Consider the following 19,039-nt stretch of genomic DNA (forward strand, 5'->3'; position numbering starts at 1 on the left):
TTTTTGCATGTGGAATTGTCATCTAACGTATAAATAAGCGTGGAAGAGTTGGCTAGATCATGAGCAGTTCACGAATCTCCAGCTCGGTCAGTGCCGAAAGGGTTTCTTGCCCCGGTTGAATGACCTGGTCGATCATGTTTTTCTTTTTTTGTTGCAGCTCATACATTTTATCCTCTACCGTGCCTTGGGCGACGAGACGAATAACCTGTACGACTTTTTTCTGACCCATTCGGTGTGCGCGGTTGGTAGCCTGCTCCTCTACAGCGGGATTCCACCATAGGTCATACAGAATGACTGTATCTGCGCCGGTGAGGTTCAGGCCAGTGCCTCCTGCCTTTAGGGAAATCAGGAACAGCTCGCGTTCTCCATCGTTGAAGCGACTGCACAGCTCGACTCGTTCCGGAGCGGGAGTCTGCCCATCCAGGTAAAAGTAGGACACCCCTTCTCGAGCAAGCTCGCGTCCGATCATTTGAAGCATCGTAGTGAACTGTGAAAAAATGAGCATCCGTTTCCCGGAGCTGAGACATTCCGTAATGATCTCCAACAGCTGTTCAAATTTGGCGGAGCTTCCCGTATACCCTTCGATGAACAAGCCCGGATGACAGCAGAGCTGACGAAGTCGGGTCAGACCTGCGAGAATTTTGATTCGATTTTTCTGAAATCCTTCCTCGTTGAGATGCTTCAACGTTTCATGCTGGAGCTTGGCCAGATAGGCTGTATACAACTTTTTTTGATCTGGCAGAAGCCGGGATACCTGCACGGATTCGATTTTCTCCGGCAGCTCCTTGAGGACATCGCTCTTAAGACGGCGCAACAGAAACGGACGAACCCGCTTGGCAATCACATTTCGAGGCAGGTTGTGAAACACTCTTTTCCCACCGGGAAATAGCGCAGGAAATACAACGTCGAATATGGACCATAACTCTTCCAATGTATTTTCTATAGGCGTTCCTGTCAGGGCAAAACGGTAACGGGCTTTTACATCCTTAACAGCTTGTGCTGTCTGGGTGGCATGGTTCTTGAAAGCCTGCGCCTCGTCCAGTATGAGCGTATGAAACGATGGTTTGCTGTACACATCTGCATCGCGCCGTAGCAGCGGGTAGGACGTAATGACGACGTCATAACTGGCGGCATCCCGTATGATCCGGCCGCGTTCTTCCGGGCTGCCATCTGCGATAGTGATGCGGACGTGTGGAGCAAATTTCTCCAGCTCATTCCGCCAGTTGTACACCAGTGATGCAGGGGACACGATCATGGCTGGAAGCTGCTGGCTGCGAATCTCCGGCAATACTGAGACGAGAAAGGCGATACTTTGCAGCGTTTTACCCAGCCCCATATCATCTGCCAAAATGCCCCCAAAACGGTAATGCGCCAATGTCTTAAGCCATTGAAAGCCGTAAACCTGATAATCTCTCAAGATTGGAGCAAGCACGTCTGGAACTGGAAAGTCGAGATGGTCTGGGTTACGTATATTTTCCAGCAGCTGGCGAAAGGTTTTACCCAAAGTCAGGTTTTTCCCATGATCGTGAGGATCAATTAAATACAGTCCTTGTGTGACGGGAACACGAATTTGCGCTGCATCCAGATCACTTTTACGGATACCTGTTTCATTCATGAACCGAATCAATTCCTTGTACTCCTCTGTTTCCAGCGGCAGCAAGGCACCATTAGGCAGACGGTGATATCTCTGTTTTTCCTCTAACGATTTGAGCAGTTTGCGAATTTCTGGTTCCGGAATGCCCTCCATATCAAATTTAAATTCAAGCCAATCCGTACGTTCATCCCATTCCGCCCGTATCCTTGGGGTAGGCAGAGTATTGTTTATTTTCGCTTTGACTGCACCTGTAGCATAGACGTCCAGCAGCTTTTCCAGTTGAGGAACAGTATGGTACAAAAAATCATACTCTGCATCTTCATCTTCCATAAAATATCCGCTGTCTGTTCTGGCAAAGGAGCTATGCTCCATCAGTTCCAAAATACGCTGCTCCTGTTCCCCATCACGTATCAGAATTCGGTCGTTACCAGGAGTTCGTGCATCTGTTTCCAGCGGGTTGATGATGATATCCCCATATTGGAACTCCAGCCCTGCCAGTAGCTTGTCTCTTACCCGGTCCAGATATAGCTTTGCCTTCAATGGCTGCTGTGTGACCCGATCTGAGACGGACCGAGTCATATGAACACGTCCGAGCTTCATTAACCCGGGTACAACCTTGTCCATAAAAGATTCCATCTGCTCTGGCGCAATCAGAACTTTTCGCCTGTGGTGTACCTCTACCATCCGTTTTAGCTCGGACAAACGCCGTAAGGGATCGGCCTTCTGTTTGACAAGCTTGCCATCGGCAATGACGACACCATAGTCCTCCATGATGGTCAAGTCATCCAATCCTTGTATGCTTAGCTGGTAGCCTTCGGTTACGGCCCCGGCCTCATCAAATTCAAATTGCAGTGGAAGCATCAGGTCGGATTGGGGAATACCCTCGCTCATGTTTTCGTGAATTTCAAAGTAGACGCCCTGTGCTGTTGTCAGCAAGGGGAGCAGCTTTTCCCAAGCCGCAGGCGGAATGAGGAGCATTCGCTCGCCGCTCATATGACTACTGGAAGATGAATACGTGCCTGAAGTTTCCCGAATCATACGCTCATGGTGGCATACCTGGGATAATTGCTGGAGAATAGCGTCATGTTCAGGTCGGAAGCGGTACAACTCAGGCTCGTACGAGAAGCTTTTCGTGAACATGTAGCTATCCCCACGGTCAATACTATCCAGAAACGGACGAATTTTCTGGACGATATATAATCGTTTGGGGCCAGCCTTCATTTCTACACCAAACATATATTTTTGGTAACCGTAGGCAAAAGGCCGGATGACAAACTGAAAATCCAAGACCGCACGAGTATCCAGCAGGGTAGGCGTGCTGCGAAGCGGTCGCTTGCGGTCAAATAGTTTTAACATACTGTCGGTCAGCTGGAGATCCCCTTGTGTGATGTCAGAGGATCGTGCCGCTCTAGCAGTGTGATCATATGGAGCATCTGTAGATGTGTACATGCCGTCTGAATCCATGCTTCCTGCTGTATCTGGGGCGGTACCGGGATGAAGTCTGGAGGCATAGGAGCGCACAGACAGACTTTTTCCACGGCGTATATCATGGGCGTTAAGGAGAACAGCAGCGATATGTTTGCAATATCGTCCGGTGTTCTGAAATGTGCTACAGGTGCACTCTGCTCGGATTCTTCCATTGGATCGGATCATCGCCGCAACAGCATAAAAGCTGCTTCCTTTGACCGTAGCTTCGTATACCCCTTCATCATGATCTATTTGTGTAAAGGCCACTCTTTTGGCCCGGTAATAGGCATCCCCGTCGTCATAAGCAGCTTGACTGCATAGTTGTCTGATGGCTCGCCGGGTAAGTTCAAAACTCATGATTCGTAATCCTTTCCTGAGTTATTCCGTTTTCTTACATGATAACAGAACAGACAGGAGGATGGACACTTGGGCGCGAAACGTAACTTTACAAAAAAAGGAGAGCAGAAAAAAACAGGCCTTGGTCCGTCATTGAACCAAAGCCTGCCAGGTGGCTACAGCTATATTATATGTCGGGCAGTCCTTCTTCTTGCTCATGGACACCCAGCGCGTTACGTGCCATCTCCATATATTCATCTAGTCCGGATTTGAGGGCGAATTCGGCGATAAGCACAGGGTAAGCCGCGGTCAGTTCAACGATATGTTCGATCATACGCGGCCATACACGTCCGCCTGCTGCCTCGTAAAGCTTCAATAAACGAGTAAGCTCTACTTCTCCGAACAAAGTATAGTAACTCGTAAAATCAATCGCCGGATCAGCTACTTCGGCCTCGGTCCAGTCCAGCATTCCAGTAACCTCTGTATTCGAAGAGACTAAAATATGGCCTGGGTGCAAATCACCGTGTACAAGTACGGAATATTCCGGCCAGTAGCTATCGTCTGCCAGCCAGGTTTGCCATCGTTGCCATAGCTCGCCAGATACACCAAAGACGCTCCTTATTTCCTTCATCCGCTGGTCCATCAATTGCCGAACTTCGTCGTGCTGCTTTACGCGGACACCGAAATTTGCTGCCTGTTGGTGATCCGTCCGGTGCAACGCGGCTAGGGCTTTAGCGAGCGAAGCAACGAATCTTTCCGTCAGAGCCTCAGGATTGATGAACCATACGTAGCTTTTTGTTTCCATATCAATGGTAGCGGCAGGAGTGCCCTCCAGTTGAGGGTAGGCGATGAACTCTGGACTATACACTTGCCAATCCGGTACCGCTACAGGAAGAGTATCCCGAATCAACTGAAGCACTTTGTGCTCGTAAGCGGCTGATTGGACCACATCTGTTCGTCGCGGTGTACGTAGAACCCAAGGGGTACCCTGAATGTCTTTGGCGAATAGTGCCCGGAAATCTAGCCCGGACTCGTTGAGCTCTAATCCTTCATGTAGTATGTGAAGCCCGTTGCTTTTGGCAAGGGCCAATATATCACTAACGTCTTTTGAGTTAGTCAAGGAACGCTTTTCAGTCATATGAAACACACCTCATTGTTCAGATTTAGTTTAAAAAAAGGTAACTTAAACAAGCCTCAACCTTCCATATAAAAAAACGGGTTGAGCTTCATTGAAAAGCCTATCCTTTTATCTGAGACGCATGTAGTGAGTACACATGAAAGAGCAAACCTCCTTTACAAAATAGGGCATCTAACCCAGCACCAATATAACATCCTACATTGGAGGATGTCTACAATACGAAGAATAATATAAATGGCTACCCCAGTTCGCTTATCTGTGGGTTAGAGAAGTTTTTACAAGCTGCACATAGCAAGATACAATGGAAGTGTTAAAGAAAGGAGGCGGATACTTTTGCAAAATGAAGAGAAAAAGAACGATTCCAAATCCGGCTCATCCAAATGGTACCTTGGTAGTGCAGCAGCATTGCTTCTTCTGAAAGGTAAGTCGTTACTTGCCCTTTTAAAATTCAGTAAATTTGGCGGTGCGCTGATATCTATGGCGATAACGATTGGCACATATGCGATCATTTACCCGTGGGGATTTGCGGTCGGATTCGTGTTGCTGTTGTTTGTGCATGAGCTGGGACATGTATTGGCCGCCAAGCGCAAGGGGCTTCCCGTGTCAGCACCGTTATTTATTCCTTTTCTCGGCGCGCTGATCACAATGAAACGGCAACCTTTGGATGCGCAGACAGAGGCTTATGTAGCCATGGGCGGCCCGTTACTGGGGACGGTTGGGGCTATGGCGGTATACGCAGGAGCCTATGCAACAGACAGTCCCCTGTTGTATGCGCTCTCGTATGTCGGCTTTTTCCTGAACCTGATCAACCTGCTGCCGATTCATCCGCTCGACGGAGGACGGATTTCCACGGCAGTGACGCGTTGGCTGTGGCTGGTGGGCCTATTGGGTGGAATTGTAGTCGTAGTATATTTAAAATCCTTTTTATTTTTCTTGATATGGGCGTTCTTTGCCTACGATTTGTACAAAAAATATGTTAAACGCAATAAAGAGGAGGTTAAGGTCCAATCCTTTTTGCAAAAGCCGCTGGTGAACGTACAGCATCTGTATGAGCAAGGATATCCGCTGCCCGGACCGGAGCACACGCGCAGATTATCTTTTAATACCTACTCGGATTTGGAGGGGCAACAGTATTTGACGGTGTATATGGAAAGTCTGGATGTGGAACAGACGCTTCTGCTGCCACAGCAGTGTCTTGTCCAGCATGTATGGCTGAACGGTGTGGAACATATACCGACGCCGGATGCGTACCAGCTCAGATTGCTGTGTGGGATTGATTACATTCCGTTTGAAAATGATAAATATTACGAAGTACCCGCATCATCGCGCTGGAAATTCGGCATCGGTTACTTGGCTTTGGCCGTATTTCTGATGGGGATGATGTATGTGGTGCACCAGCATATAGGGGATATTAGGCTGTGATTCGAGTAATGAGAGCTTAGTCAAGATTTTAGATCATTAAGGCAACGGTAGAGCTTATAGAAAATAGAGTCAAAAGAGCGCGACAACCGCAATATTCGGTGTCACGCTCTTTTTTTTGTATGAATAGCAGGGTGGAGCCCTTGCTATCCGTCCTTATATCTTAAATCCTTTGTGCATCAGTAATCGGCTTTAACGTCTGACGGTATTTAAGTGGGCTGGTGCCTGTCCAGCGCTTGAACTGTCTGCTGAAATGAGCCAGACTGGAGTATCCGAGCAGGGAAGCTACCTTGTTGAGTGGCAGATTGGGCTGCTGGATCAGCACCTTAGCCTCATGCAGCTTGGTCTCCGATAGATAGTGACGTGGAGAATAGCCGTATACCTTGCGGAACACTTCCTGGGCATAGCCAGGACTGATCCCGAGGGAAGCCGCCACATCTTCAAGGCGGAACGCTTGCTCGCCAGATTCATCTTCCCGATAAGGTTTAAACCTTGATTGAATGGCTTCCATGATGGCCTTGGCATATTGAACGGATGAAGGCGCAATTCTGGGCTCCAAACCGGTAGATATCATTTGCGAGAATATCCCGAATAGCTCAAATAAGGCAATTTGCATACGAAAACGGTCTGCTGTCGTATATTCTCCGCTTTCCTGCACCATGCCAATCCAGCTATGGACGACCTTTTGCAGCTTGGTATTCGTTTCAGTACCCGCTGGGAAAAAGAGCTGATTGCTCTTAATCATTTCCTGACGGAACAATGGATCATCGACATTAAAATGAGAGCTAAAATAGTACATGCCGTTTGGGGAAACACACTGACTCACATGTTTGAAGCCAGGCGGAATGATTAAAATATCACCCTCCCCAACCGAATATACGTTATTTTCCATAATCGTTTCCTGACGACCTTCTAAAATGAGTACAATTTCAAAACCGATATGAGATTCCTCAGGCATGCACCAATCCGCTTTGACCCGGTGAATATGGGCGCCAAAAAATTTCACATTCCAGTCAATAATGGGCAGCCATCGGCAATCATGGAATAGAGCTGGATCAACATCAGGATTTAATATCATCAGATCACCTTCGATTAGGGCAAATTTTACACCGCTTAGACAATCTCATTGTATCTAACATTTAACTATAATAAAAGAGCGTTTACAAATGCTATAGTATAAGCTTTTACATAAAAGAAAGCGCTTATATGTAGATTTTTTGAAAGCGATGCCATATTGTAATCAGGAGGAGCTATGGAAACAACATCGAAAGAACGTGTATCGTATTACGTTTACTTTTTGGGGAGCAACGCAATTCTCTGTCTGGTCGCCTCTTTTGCGATGCTATTTTATACGGATTATGTTGGCATATCTGTTTCTATTATCGGTACTTTATTCGTACTAGCCCGTATATGGGATGCACTTAGTGCTCCGATCTTCGGCGTGATCATTGACCGGGCCAATCTAAAGGGCGGCTTGTTCAAACCGTGGACGAATCTGGCTTCCATCATTTTGCCGATACTTACTGTACTTATTTTTCTCGTTCCTAATGATGCGTCGCTTACCGCCAAGGTGATTTATATCGCCGTTACGTATCTGGCATGGGAAATGTGTTATACGATCAGTGATGCGCCTGGCTTTGGGTTGGCTACACTGATGACGAAAAATACGCATGAACGTGATCTGTTAATGTCCAGAGGCCGGACGATGGTCTTCTTGGGTTTTATGGTCATCTCCTCATCTTCGGTAGCTGTGGCCAATCAGATATCATGGCCAATTTTGGCACTGATTGTTGCCATAGCGGGTTTGATACTCATGAACTTTACTCGCTTTAATGTCAAAGAACGGTATTCCAACAAGGCGGAGAAGGTTACGCTCAAGCAAATTATGACGTATCCATTGCAAAACAAGCAGCTTTTATTTTACCTGATGTCGTTTATGATGCTGTCTATGACCAATCTGCAAGGGATTGTCGTCAGTTACTTTGCCTTATACAACCTGAAAAATCCTATTTATATTTCCATTCTCATGTTCATTTCCTTGGGTGTGCAGCTGCTCACCGCGTTGATTTTACCACCAATTATTAAAAGATTCGGCAAGTGGAAAGTGAATGTCGTCAGCTTGATTGGATTGTTTACTACGGGCTTGTCCTTATTTGTAATCGGTTACAGTAACCCCGTTGTCGTATGTGTATTCGCGGTTCTTTTCGGTTTGTTCAGCTCTGCACCACAGCTCATGGTACCGATGTTTACGGCCGATTGTGTGGAATATGGCGCATTCAAAAAAGGCGTACGTGCCAGTGGTACCGCTTTTGCTACCCAAACGTTTGCAGGAAAACTGGGGGGAGCGGCAGCCAGTGGAATCGTCGCTTATGCGCTTGCCTTTGCAGGCTATGTCCCGAATGTACCGCAGACCGGACAGGTTCTCACATGGATATTCGCGCTCTATGCAGTAGTACCTGGAGTGGGGGCCTTAATTACGGCAGGTCTGTTTGCATGGCTGTACAAGATTAAAGAAAAAGACGTAGAGGGCTGGCTGGCAAGTGCGAAAAAAAATCTACAACAGGCAGATTCTGCGAAGCAGGGTGTAGCCGACAAGACGATATCCGTTCCATCCCTGAAAAAACCGCATAACAGCCACGGTGTTTGAAAATAACCTTATATAGCTCCACATACCCTAACGAACCTAATTGGAGGACGACTTGATGAAAAAGCTACTGTACGGTGTTGCCTATTATGATGAGTATATGCCATATGACCGTTTGGGCCAGGATATCCAAATGATGAAGGATGCGGGCATCAACGTGGTGCGGATTGCCGAATCCACTTGGAGTACGCATGAACCGCAAAATGGCGTGTTTGATTTTACCTCTGTGGATCGGGTGCTGGACGCCATGCATAAGGCGGGTATCGAAGTCATTGTGGGGACGCCCACCTATGCCGTACCCACATGGCTAGTGAAGGAGCATCCTGATGTATTGGCAACAACGCCTCAAGGTCCGGGCAAATATGGAGCTCGCCAGATTATGGACATTACGAACCCGGTGTACCTGTTCCATACTGAGCGAATCATACGCAAGCTGATCGGACGGGTGAGTCAGCATCCGGCGGTCATTGGCTTTCAGACGGATAATGAGACCAAGCATTACCACACGAGTGGGCCCAATGTGCAATTGCAATTTGTAAAGTATTTGCGGGAGCGGTTCGAATCGCTGGAGGAGCTAAACCGCAAATTTGGTCTGGACTACTGGAGTAATCGCATCAATAGCTGGGAGGACTTTCCTTCGGTGGTCGGAACGATTAATGGAAGTTTGGGCGCAGCCTTTTCCCAATTCCAGCGCAAGCTGGTGACGGATTTCCTGGCATGGCAGGTCGCGCTGGTGAATGAATATAAGCGGGAAGACCAATTTGTTACGCAAAACTTTGATTTTGAATGGAGAGGTCATTCCTTTGGTGTTCAGCCAGACGTGGATCACTTTGCGGCATCGCAAGCCTTTGATGTGACTGGGGTGGATATTTACCATCCATCACAGGATGATCTGACCGGAATTGAAATTTCCTTCGGTGGCGATGTAGCGCGTTCGACGAAAAATAACAACTATCTAGTGCTGGAAACGGAAGCGCAGGCTTTTACCCACTGGGTTCCCTATCCGGGGCAATTGCGTCTGCAAGCGTTCAGCCATCTGGCTTCTGGAGCCAATATGGTGGCATACTGGCACTGGCATTCCATCCATAATTCCTTCGAAACCTACTGGAAGGGTCTGCTCAGCCATGATTTTGAACCGAATCCTGTGTATGAGGAAGCACAGACCATAGGGAAGGATTTTGCAAGATTGTCTCCGCATTTGGTCAACTTGAAAAAGAAAAATAAAACGGCGATTCTGGTCAGCAACGAAGCATTGACGTCGATTGACTGGTTTAAATTTAATATGAGCAGCCCGTTGAATTACAATGACATCGTACGCCGTTTGTATGACGAGTTGTATAAACTGAATATCGGGACGGATATTGTTCATCCAGGTACAGAATCGTTTGACGACTATGATCTCTTGATCGTCCCGGTCCTCTATTCTGCCCCAGACGCACTACTGGAGAAGCTGAACCGATATGTGGAGAAAGGTGGTCATATAGTATACACATTCCGAAGCGGATTTACTGACGAGCATGTGCAGGTGAGAACGTCCCGGCAGCCGGGCGTGATTAGCGAAGCCTGCGGCATTCATTACAGCTTGTTCGTGGAGCCGAAGAAGGTGACGCTCAAAAATAATCCTTTTGAGGTGGCACCAGAGGACAATCAGGTAGATACGTGGATGGAGCTGATTACCCCGACGACCGCCGAAGTGTTGGCCTATTACGATCACCCGCATTGGGGAAAATATGCCGCGATTACGCAAAACCGCTATGGTCAGGGAACAGCGACCTACATCGGCTGTATCGTCAGCCCGGCGGTCATCCGCGAACTATTCAGCTCTGTAGCCAAAAAGGCGGGAGTATGGGGAGTAGATCAGGAAACGTCTTATCCGATCATTGTTAAATCCGGCACGAATGAGCTGGGACGGACAATCCGGTACTATTTTAACTATTCCGAACAAGCAGGCTCGGTGGTATATCCACATGGAGACGGCAAGGAGTTAATCGGGGGGCGTACAGTTATCCAAGGACAAACGCTTCCATTAGAGCCTTGGGGTGTTATAATTATCGAAGAAGCGTAAATGATGAATAATGAGCTTAAACCAACTTACGAATAATATCATATAGGTATTCTCCGGGAGTATCCGGTAAATGAAGCGCCCCTGCGAATTGCGGGGCGTTTTCGCATATGGCTGAGTAGAGGAGTGCATCGCTATGCCAACCCGAGCAGTCCGCTGGTTCCGGGCGCTGACGGCCCCGTATCGACGCAGCATTCAGCTTAAGCTGATCTTGACGATGATTGTTCTATCTGTGCTGCCGGTCATTGCTGTCACGGTGCTGGCTGCGGAAAAAAGTAGAGCTTCCATGGAAACTGAAGTGGCAGAGACGAACATGTCCAATATGAAATGGACGGGGATCTATATCAGCGACCAGCTAGATCGTCTGAATCATCTGATTTACAGCATTCAGATCAGCCCTGATCTGAGCGATTATTTGAATGAGCGCGAGCCTGACAATCTTTCGAGCCAATTTAATGCTCAGCGAAAAATGCTGAATACGATGGCGAATGTGTATTATTCAGCCGGAAGTCATGTGATCGGCATCCAGCTTTATTTGAAGCAATCGCAAACCCTGTTTACCTTCAATAGTATGCAAAATGAAATTACGACAGTGAGCGGTATTCCCCCACAGTATGCCGAGATGTGGCAAGCGAATAAGGATTATTCGATTCGTCCAAGCTCTGCTGACCCGGATCGCTTTACTTTGACGCGCAGTATTCGGCGTTTCGAAGATCAGAAGCAGACGGGAGCTATTTCATTGGATGTATTGTGGTCGCAATTCGATCAGACGCTGGGCCTGCTGGGACGAGGGGATCAGCATCAGGTGCTTATTACAGATGCGGATGGCAGGGTCATGTATCCAGCACAGGCTCGGCAGTCGCCTCCACCTGCAGGTGTGCTGACAGCTCTTCGTGACGTTAAGCCGGGCCCTGGAGTGATTCAAACTGCTGAACATTATGTGTTCTATAATGATCTGGATGTAGTTGGGCTAAAGCTGGTCAAAATCGTACCCACTTCCTCCATTAACCACAGTGCCTTTTCAACCATGCTGTATGGTATTATCGTAGGCGTGATTTCAATTCTGGTTTCCATCTGCATTGCCGTTTTCATCGCATGGCGGACTGCACGTCCGATTGTTCATTTGGCGCGTTCCGTACAGGAGCTGGATATGATCAAAGGACCGATTGGACAGCCAAGTACACGCCCGGATGAGATTGGGCTGCTGGAAAGAAGTCTGCATGGGATGGCAGGCCGAATTCGCGAGCATATTCAGGCGGAATACAGTATAAATTTGCAAAAAAAGACGGCTGAATTGAAAGCGCTCCAAGCGCAGATTCATCCACATTTTCTGCAAAATACGCTGCAAATGATCGGAAGTATGGTATTTTCTCAAAAGCCGGAGGACACCTATGAAGTCATTCGGTCGCTGAGTGAGATGTTCCGTTACGTGGTACGGGAACCTCAGGATTTGGCCTCTTTACGCGCAGAGCTTGACCATGTGGGACACTATATGCGCATCCAGCAACGGCGATTTCCACAAAGATTGGTGTTCCAGGTGGAGACGGAAGAACAGGCGATGGATATTCGACTGCCTAAGCTATCGCTTCAGCCATTGTTGGAAAACGCTTTTCAGCACGGTCTTGATCGAAAGGCGGGGGCATGGCAAATAGGGATTCGGGTGGAGATTATGAAACAAGATGTGTGTATTACGGTTTGCGATAATGGAAACGGCATGGCCCCGGACAAGCTGGAAAAACTACGGGCAAAGCTGGAAAACGCCTCGGAGGAACCGATCTGGGCGCAGGGTAGCCATATCGGATTGAGCAATGTGTCTTCACGCATACGGATGAATTTTGGAGTGCACTACGGAGTGACGACAGATAGTGAGCAGGGAGTCGGTACACGTGTCACCATCCGCATTCCATTCACCTCAGCAGAGGAGGGAAAAGTATGATCAGAGTATTAATTGTGGACGATGAGCCGTGGAACCGTGATATTCTGAAGACATTTGGCACATGGGAAAAACTTGGAATGTTGGTAGTGGGTGAGGCTGAAGACGGGGACGAGGCGTTCAGGCTGGTCGGAGAGTTAGCTCCCCATATTGTGATTACTGATATGCGCATGCCGGGTGCGGACGGAGTGGAGCTGCTGCAAGCACTAAATAACCATTGTCCTGATGTGAAAATCATTGTCGTAAGCGGATATGATGACTTTGCGTATGCCAAACATGCCATCCGTTATAAGGCCGTCGATTATTTGTTAAAGCCAGTCAATCCTGCAGAGCTGAATGCAGTGCTACTCAAATGCAAAAACGATCTGGAGGTCAAGGTGGCCGAGCAGCAACAAGAAGCAACAGAGCTGGATTATGAGTTTTTTCACAAGTTGACCCGGTATAAGCAACTGCTGCGTCTTTATTTTAATGAGATGAACCGTGACGGGGTGAACTTAACCTGCAGGCAGGTTATGCAGGAGCTGGAGAGTTATGGAGCACCAAGTCCACATATGCTAGGCAGGCTGGTGCAGGAGCTTCTTTCCCTGCTGAAAGAGCTCGCAGCGGATAACGGGCTGGATAATTCTACGACAAAGGCAGGATCTCCACTGCCGCAGGATGCCGTGTCCTCTGTAGAACATGCGCTGGAATTCGTATCGTCGTGCTATGTTCAGGAACTGGATCAGCTCATTCGGCAGCGGAAATACAAAAACAAGCTGAATTTAGAAGAGGTACGGCGATATATCGACAGTCACTTTGCTGGGCCGATTACACTGGAGCAGTTGGCGAAAAACTTTTTTGTGAGCAAAGAGTATATGAGCAAGGTATTTAAGCAGGAGTATGGTCAAAATGTAACGGACTACATCGTAGAGCGAAGAATGGAAAAGGCGCGGGAATGGCTGGCCAATAAACAGATTTCAATTAAAGCAGTTGCGGAGATGGCAGGATATGAGGATGTGTCTTATTTCTATCGGGTATTTAAAAAGCATTTTGGCATGGCACCCGGTGAAATGAGGAAGGAAGTTTAAAAAAGTCCAATTCAATAAGCTAAGGGTGTCCAATGGCAGAAGTGACCTCCCATCCTATAATGAAAGCGTATACAAAACAAGCAGTACAAAGGAATTTGGCCTTTACGAAGTTCGCACAGAGCTGAATAGAGGTTGAAGACCGGCGGCATAGCTGCTTTGAATAACAGCTGATTTGCCGATGGGTAACAGTTATTTTCAAAATAGGGGAGGTCATTTTTCATGAAAGTGTGGAAAGGTGTATTGAGCACGATGCTGGTTGGCACGTTATTGGCCGGGTGTGGAGCGAATTCTTCAGGCAGTGACAGCAGCGGTTCCGGTGGAGACGGCAAAACGGTGAATCTCAAAATGTTTATTGCTCAGCCCCGTTTGAAGGAGCACTACGATAAATACATTAATGCGTTCGTAGCGAAAGAGAAGAAAGATAAAAATATCGACGTTACGGTCCAACTGGAGATGCCGCCTGCTGACAACGCCGCACAAATTTTGAAGACAAGACTCGCATCCAACGATGCGCCGGACGTATTTGCATTGCACGCGGTGAATGAAATTCCTCCGTTTTATAAAGCGGGCTATTTGGAGGATTTGTCCGGTCAGCCTTTTGTTAACAAATTGATGGATAGTGTGAAGCCTTCGGTGACAACCAAAGACGGAAAGGTCGTAGCGGTTCCCTTGGAAACGATCTCATGGGGCTACTTGTACAATAAAAAGATATTTAAGGATTTGGATTTGCAGCCGCCGGGAACGTTGACCGAAATGAAGGCTGTGGTCGAGAAGCTGAAAGCGAATAATGTGAAACCGTTCCTGTTGTCCTACAAGGAATCCTGGATTCCACAGCTGTTTGTGCCACTTACGGCAGGTGCAATGATGAACACACAGAATAAGGATTTTATCGACCGGATGAATCAGGATAAAGGCTCTTTTTCCGAAATGAAGAGCATGTTCGATATTATTGATCTGGTGAATAGCAACGGTACTGACAAGGCGCTGGAAATCGGCGGGGATGATGGATCGGCTGCGTTTGCCTCGGGTAAAGCGGCGATGTGGATTCAAGGGCCGTGGTTTGCGGAAACGATTTTAAAATCGGATCCGAAGATGGATTTTGGGGTAGCACCGCTGCCGATCAATGACGATTCCAATGCGACATTGATTAATTTGTCCACTTCGACTTCGCTGGCTGTATCCTCTACAAGCAAGAATAAGGAGGTTGCGCTCGACTTTGTTAACTATGTGCTGGATGACAAGGATTCTAGCGCGTTCTATGAAGCATTGAAATTTAACCCGATCTCCAAAGTGCATACGTTTAAAAGCTATCCTTGGGTTAATGACGCTACCGAATACGTGAAAGCAGGCAAGTCGTACCAAGATCCATCTATCCCGCAAGCGGTTAAGGACGAGGCAGGCAAATCGCTACAATCCTATTATGCTGGTCAGCTCTCGCAGGATGACGTAATTAAGGCGCTGGATAAGGCATGGAAATCGTATAACAAAGTGAACAAGTAACGGTAACCTACAGAATTACACCGGGAGGGAGAGACTCCATGCCTTTTAAAATCTATAAAAAATACGTCATGTTACTGGCGTTTACAGCCCCGGCGCTGATCTTTTATGCTATCTTCCTGCTCATTCCAACGATCAGCGGCATGTACTACAGCTTTACAGACTGGAACGGATTGAATCCTAATTACAGCTTTATCGGCTTGGGGAACTTTGTGGAATCGTTGAAGGAAGACCCCGATTTTCTCAATTCCCTTTGGTTTACCCTTAAATACGTATTGGTCATGATTGTGCTGCAAAATGTACTGGCACTGGCACTGGCAGTGTTGATTGAGTCGCGTACACGTACCAAAGGATTTTTCCGGACGATATTTTTTATGCCCAATATGATCAGTACCATTATTAGCGCATTTATGTGGACCTTCGTTTTTTCTTCCGTGCTGCCACAGATCGCCGAAAAGACGGCTATCGCCTTTTTGGGCCAATCGTGGCTGGGCGATCCGAAAGTATCTTTCTTCTCAATTATTATCGTGTCGCTCTGGAATGGTGTAGGTTATATGATGATCATCTATCTGGCTGCGCTTCAAGGTGTACCACAAAGCTTGAAGGAGGCTGCTATTATTGACGGGGCGAACGCATTTCAGACATTGCGAAGCGTAACGATGCCAATGATTACTCATGCGATTACGATCTGTTTCTTCCTGACGCTGAATGGTGCCTTCAAAGTGTATGAGGTCGTATACGGACTGACTGGCGGGGGGCCGGGGCGCAGTACACAGGTGATTACGATGAACATTTATGAGGAGGCGTTCTCCAACAACTTCCGTTATGGTTATGCGAGCGCCAAATCCGTTATTTTGTTCGCAATCGTTCTCATTTTCACCCTGATTCAGCTGCGTGTCATGAAGAAGAGGGAGGTGGAGGCATGAGGCTGAAGAAAGCCAATTCCTTGTTGATTACGCTGATTCTGTGCGTGGGCGCAGTCGTGTCCTTCTTCCCAATCTACATGGCGGTAATTAACTCGTTTAAAACACAGGGTGAGATGTTTGCATCCTTTACGGCGCTGCCCACGAAGCTTCACTTTGAAAATTACAGTCAGGCTTTTCATCAGACTCATTTGCTGAACAGCGCCCTTAATTCCACGATTATTTCTTTTATCGGCATTGGTGGCATTGTGATCTGTTCGGCACTGGCAGGCTACAAGCTGTCTCGTACACAGGGGAAACTGAGCAGTGCGATTTTCTTCCTGTTTGTCGCATCGATGCTGGTACCGTTTCACTCTATTATGATACCGCTTACGCGAATGGCAAAAGATTTGTCCGTTCAGGGCAGTACGTACGGCTTGGCCCTGATCTATATCGGCTTGGGTGTGAATATGGCGATCTTTTTGTATCATGGATTCGTCAAATCCATTCCACGTGAGCTAGAAGAATCCGCGCAAATGGACGGCTGTAATGAGTTCCAAACGTTCTTTCGCATTATATTTCCTTTGCTGCTGCCGATCACAGTTACCATCGCGATTTTGGATTTTCTGTGGATTTGGAACGACTTTTTGCTTCCATTGTTAATGCTGACGGATGTAAACCATTACACCCTGATTCTCTCGACCAATATGCTGTTTGGTGAGTACAACAAGGATTGGTCGCTTATTCTGGCCGCACTTGTGCTGACCTCCATCCCGGTTATCCTGATCTACGCCTTCTTTCAGAAATTCATCATGGAGGGCATTGCGGAGGGAGCGGTTAAGGGATAAGGTGGAAAGCCTTCCTATCAATAAGGAAGGCTTTTTCTCTGATTCAGCTTTTTTCGCGCCAACGTTTCAATAAAAAGATAGGAAGGGTTACAAACAAAATTGCAAAGGCTACAATGATCCACCACTGAGGGTCAATGATATACAACACGACTCCGATCAGCAGAACTGTTGTTATTATGGAAATTCTCACTTTCAACATTGTTCTCTTACTCACCCTAGCTTCTAATTTTGGCAGCGTTATGAGGGTGATTGCAGTTAACGCAGCAAAAAATATTGAGGTAAATGAATTATAGATAATATCAGCTCCTTGATCTAATTACCCACCCAGGATTGTTCGGAATTAATGTGATAAAACAGAAACCCTCCGCTGAGGAAGGCTTTTGTTTTGGAACGACGCACATCCAACGTTACTTCGAGAAAATACTTAAAATAAAAAATAAAAGCGAAATGATGATCAAAGTTAGATATATACTAGAAATCCGTTTTCCGATTGTAGCTCCAAACTCTTTAGGATTTTTATATCCAATGATTAAACTGGGAATAAAAAAAATACTGGATAGAAAAATGGTGTAGTGAAACCTAGTATTATCAACACTGTTAGACCAGGCGGGCAATCCTAAAAAGGAAAGCAACTGGTCTCCCAATACGTAATTGCCAAATTCGAAAGAAACAGCCATGCCAAGAAGAGATAACAGCAGTGAAAACGATCCCCAACCTATTTTCTTTTCGTTTTTTCTCAACAATTCAAAGATAATCAGTAAAATTACAATTGCTTGTATGCTATATGTCAACATGATTGAAAACATAAAGTACCTCCTTGAACACCAGAATCAAATGATAAGATGTCAATTTCGGAAATGAGTATACCATTTTTTGGAATGTTTTCATATGCCTTTCAATACAGCGATCGTATGATCAAAAGGAACGCGAAGCGGCCTTAGCCATACAATATTTCATCTGAATGTAAAAGGAGATGATTATGTTGGCTACCTTCTCGGCCGCGCTTCAAGTGAAAAAGCGGATGGCCAAGCGAGTCTTAAAAATGTCCGGTGTCCACGGCATTGGCGTAGGGTACAGGGACCCTGCTCATCCCAAAAGAGGAGCCGCTGTCATTGTGTACACGGACCGTTTAGCGTCGGCCTCTACTGGACTCCTGTCGGCCACCGCATTAGGAAAGAAAACGAACGTTCCAGTCCGAATTGTAAAGACTGGAAAGATCAGAGCCAATGCCACGGACTACAAAGTGCGCATACGCCCGGTCATCGCCGGCTACAGTGTCGGGACGATTGAAGGCTCCGGTTCAACCGGACTCATCGTTGCCCCAACTGGAGCGCCGGCGACACGTTATCTTTTTAGCAATAACCATGTCCTCAATCCCTCCAATACAGACAATCGGGAGGCTACAATTCAGCCAGGCGGAGCCGATGGGGGGACCGTTACCCAGGATCGTATAGGACGGCTTTATCGTTACGTACGCTTGAATCCCACCGGAACGAACCTGATTGATGCGGCGCTTTCGCTTCCGACCCGCAACAACCTGCTCAATCCGCGTTATGCTACAGTAGGAGCGATTCCGGGTCATGTGACCGCATATCGCATAGGGGAAAGATTGAAGAAGGTAGGGCGTACGACCGGGCGGGTCAATGGCACGGTAGAGTCCGTCTATACGGACCTGCAAATCAATTATGGTGGAGAGTTGGGCTTACTAACCTTCGAAGATCAGACGGTTATTAGAGGTACGACTCCCGTATCACTACCTGGGGATTCCGGCTCTGTATGGCTCAGACAGTCAGATAATTATGCAGCTGCGGTCAACTATGCAGGTACGGCAGATGGTCGCTTATCCATAGCCTTTCCGGTGCAGTGGGCCATGCAGGTATTCAACACACGGGTAGCCCGCCCCAACGGGGCAGGCAGAGTACTGAGGGTAGATACAGGATCTTCCCCTCGCTCCTATACTAGGCAACTCACTAGTGAGGAACTGGTTCGCTTAAGACCAAGAACGACACGCATTAGACGGAGCTAAACGCCCTCCAGATGGAAAAGTTGCCGCTGATCGTCCCGGTAAGGCGGTCGCTTTAAATGCTTTCCATAGGGTGGCTCGCTCGGAAGCATCATCTCCCCGGATTTCT

At 47.3% G+C, this 19,039-nt stretch carries 13 protein-coding genes; 9 read left to right on the forward strand and 4 right to left on the reverse strand.

From position 1 onward, the window contains the following. Positions 1-52 precede the first annotated feature (52 nt). Both MKY24_RS03535 and MKY24_RS03540 read right to left on the reverse strand, forming a co-directional pair. Complete coding sequence (locus MKY24_RS03535; RefSeq protein ID WP_339201421.1) at positions 53-3,418, reverse strand: SNF2 helicase associated domain-containing protein; 3,366 nt, start codon at positions 3,416-3,418, stop codon at positions 53-55. A 166-nt stretch (positions 3,419-3,584) separates the two neighbouring features. Beyond that, positions 3,585-4,535: a macrolide 2'-phosphotransferase gene (locus MKY24_RS03540; protein WP_279835509.1), complete on the reverse strand. Its 951-nt coding sequence runs from the start codon at positions 4,533-4,535 to the stop codon at positions 3,585-3,587. Between the two features lie 333 nt (positions 4,536-4,868). Between MKY24_RS03540 and MKY24_RS03545 the strand changes: the two genes are divergently transcribed. Next, a complete protein-coding gene (locus MKY24_RS03545) occupies positions 4,869-5,957 on the forward strand; it encodes a site-2 protease family protein (protein WP_316243280.1) in 1,089 nt (362 codons plus the stop codon). A 160-nt stretch (positions 5,958-6,117) separates the two neighbouring features. Here the strand turns inward: MKY24_RS03545 and MKY24_RS03550 are convergent, their stop codons facing one another. Beyond that, positions 6,118-7,032, reverse strand: a complete 915-nt coding sequence (locus MKY24_RS03550) for an AraC family transcriptional regulator (protein ID WP_279835511.1) — start codon at positions 7,030-7,032, stop codon at positions 6,118-6,120. Between the two features lie 174 nt (positions 7,033-7,206). Here MKY24_RS03550 and MKY24_RS03555 point away from each other — a divergent pair, with 174 nt between their 5' ends. From MKY24_RS03555 to MKY24_RS03585, 7 genes are all read left to right on the forward strand, one after another. Then, complete coding sequence (locus tag MKY24_RS03555; protein WP_023986925.1) at positions 7,207-8,601, forward strand: glycoside-pentoside-hexuronide (GPH):cation symporter; 1,395 nt, start codon at positions 7,207-7,209, stop codon at positions 8,599-8,601. A 55-nt stretch (positions 8,602-8,656) separates the two neighbouring features. Then, positions 8,657-10,663: a beta-galactosidase gene (locus MKY24_RS03560; protein ID WP_339201422.1), complete on the forward strand. Its 2,007-nt coding sequence runs from the start codon at positions 8,657-8,659 to the stop codon at positions 10,661-10,663. A 133-nt stretch (positions 10,664-10,796) separates the two neighbouring features. Further along, complete coding sequence (locus MKY24_RS03565; RefSeq protein WP_339201423.1) at positions 10,797-12,596, forward strand: histidine kinase; 1,800 nt, start codon at positions 10,797-10,799, stop codon at positions 12,594-12,596. Continuing rightward, on the forward strand, positions 12,593-13,660 hold the full coding sequence (locus tag MKY24_RS03570) for a response regulator (protein ID WP_339201424.1): 1,068 nt from the start codon (positions 12,593-12,595) through the stop codon (positions 13,658-13,660). Before MKY24_RS03565 ends, MKY24_RS03570 begins: the two co-directional genes overlap by 4 nt. 219 nt (positions 13,661-13,879) lie before the next feature. Next, positions 13,880-15,160: an extracellular solute-binding protein gene (locus tag MKY24_RS03575; RefSeq protein WP_023986929.1), complete on the forward strand. Its 1,281-nt coding sequence runs from the start codon at positions 13,880-13,882 to the stop codon at positions 15,158-15,160. A 38-nt stretch (positions 15,161-15,198) separates the two neighbouring features. After that, complete coding sequence (locus MKY24_RS03580) at positions 15,199-16,083, forward strand: sugar ABC transporter permease (RefSeq protein ID WP_023986930.1); 885 nt, start codon at positions 15,199-15,201, stop codon at positions 16,081-16,083. Next, on the forward strand, positions 16,080-16,907 hold the full coding sequence (locus MKY24_RS03585; RefSeq protein WP_013308681.1) for a carbohydrate ABC transporter permease: 828 nt from the start codon (positions 16,080-16,082) through the stop codon (positions 16,905-16,907). Before MKY24_RS03580 ends, MKY24_RS03585 begins: the two co-directional genes overlap by 4 nt. A 407-nt stretch (positions 16,908-17,314) precedes the next feature. Here MKY24_RS03585 and MKY24_RS03590 read toward each other — a convergent pair whose 3' ends face one another. Continuing rightward, entirely contained in the window at positions 17,315-17,713 is a 399-nt protein-coding gene (locus MKY24_RS03590; RefSeq protein ID WP_034094973.1) for a hypothetical protein, read from the reverse strand. A gap of 173 nt (positions 17,714-17,886) precedes the next feature. Here MKY24_RS03590 and MKY24_RS03595 point away from each other — a divergent pair, with 173 nt between their 5' ends. Continuing rightward, complete coding sequence (locus MKY24_RS03595) at positions 17,887-18,933, forward strand: hypothetical protein (protein WP_034094974.1); 1,047 nt, start codon at positions 17,887-17,889, stop codon at positions 18,931-18,933. Positions 18,934-19,039: the final 106 nt, after the last annotated feature.

The organism is Paenibacillus sp. FSL P2-0322, from assembly GCF_037975315.1.
Lineage (GTDB): Bacteria > Bacillota > Bacilli > Paenibacillales > Paenibacillaceae > Paenibacillus > Paenibacillus polymyxa_B.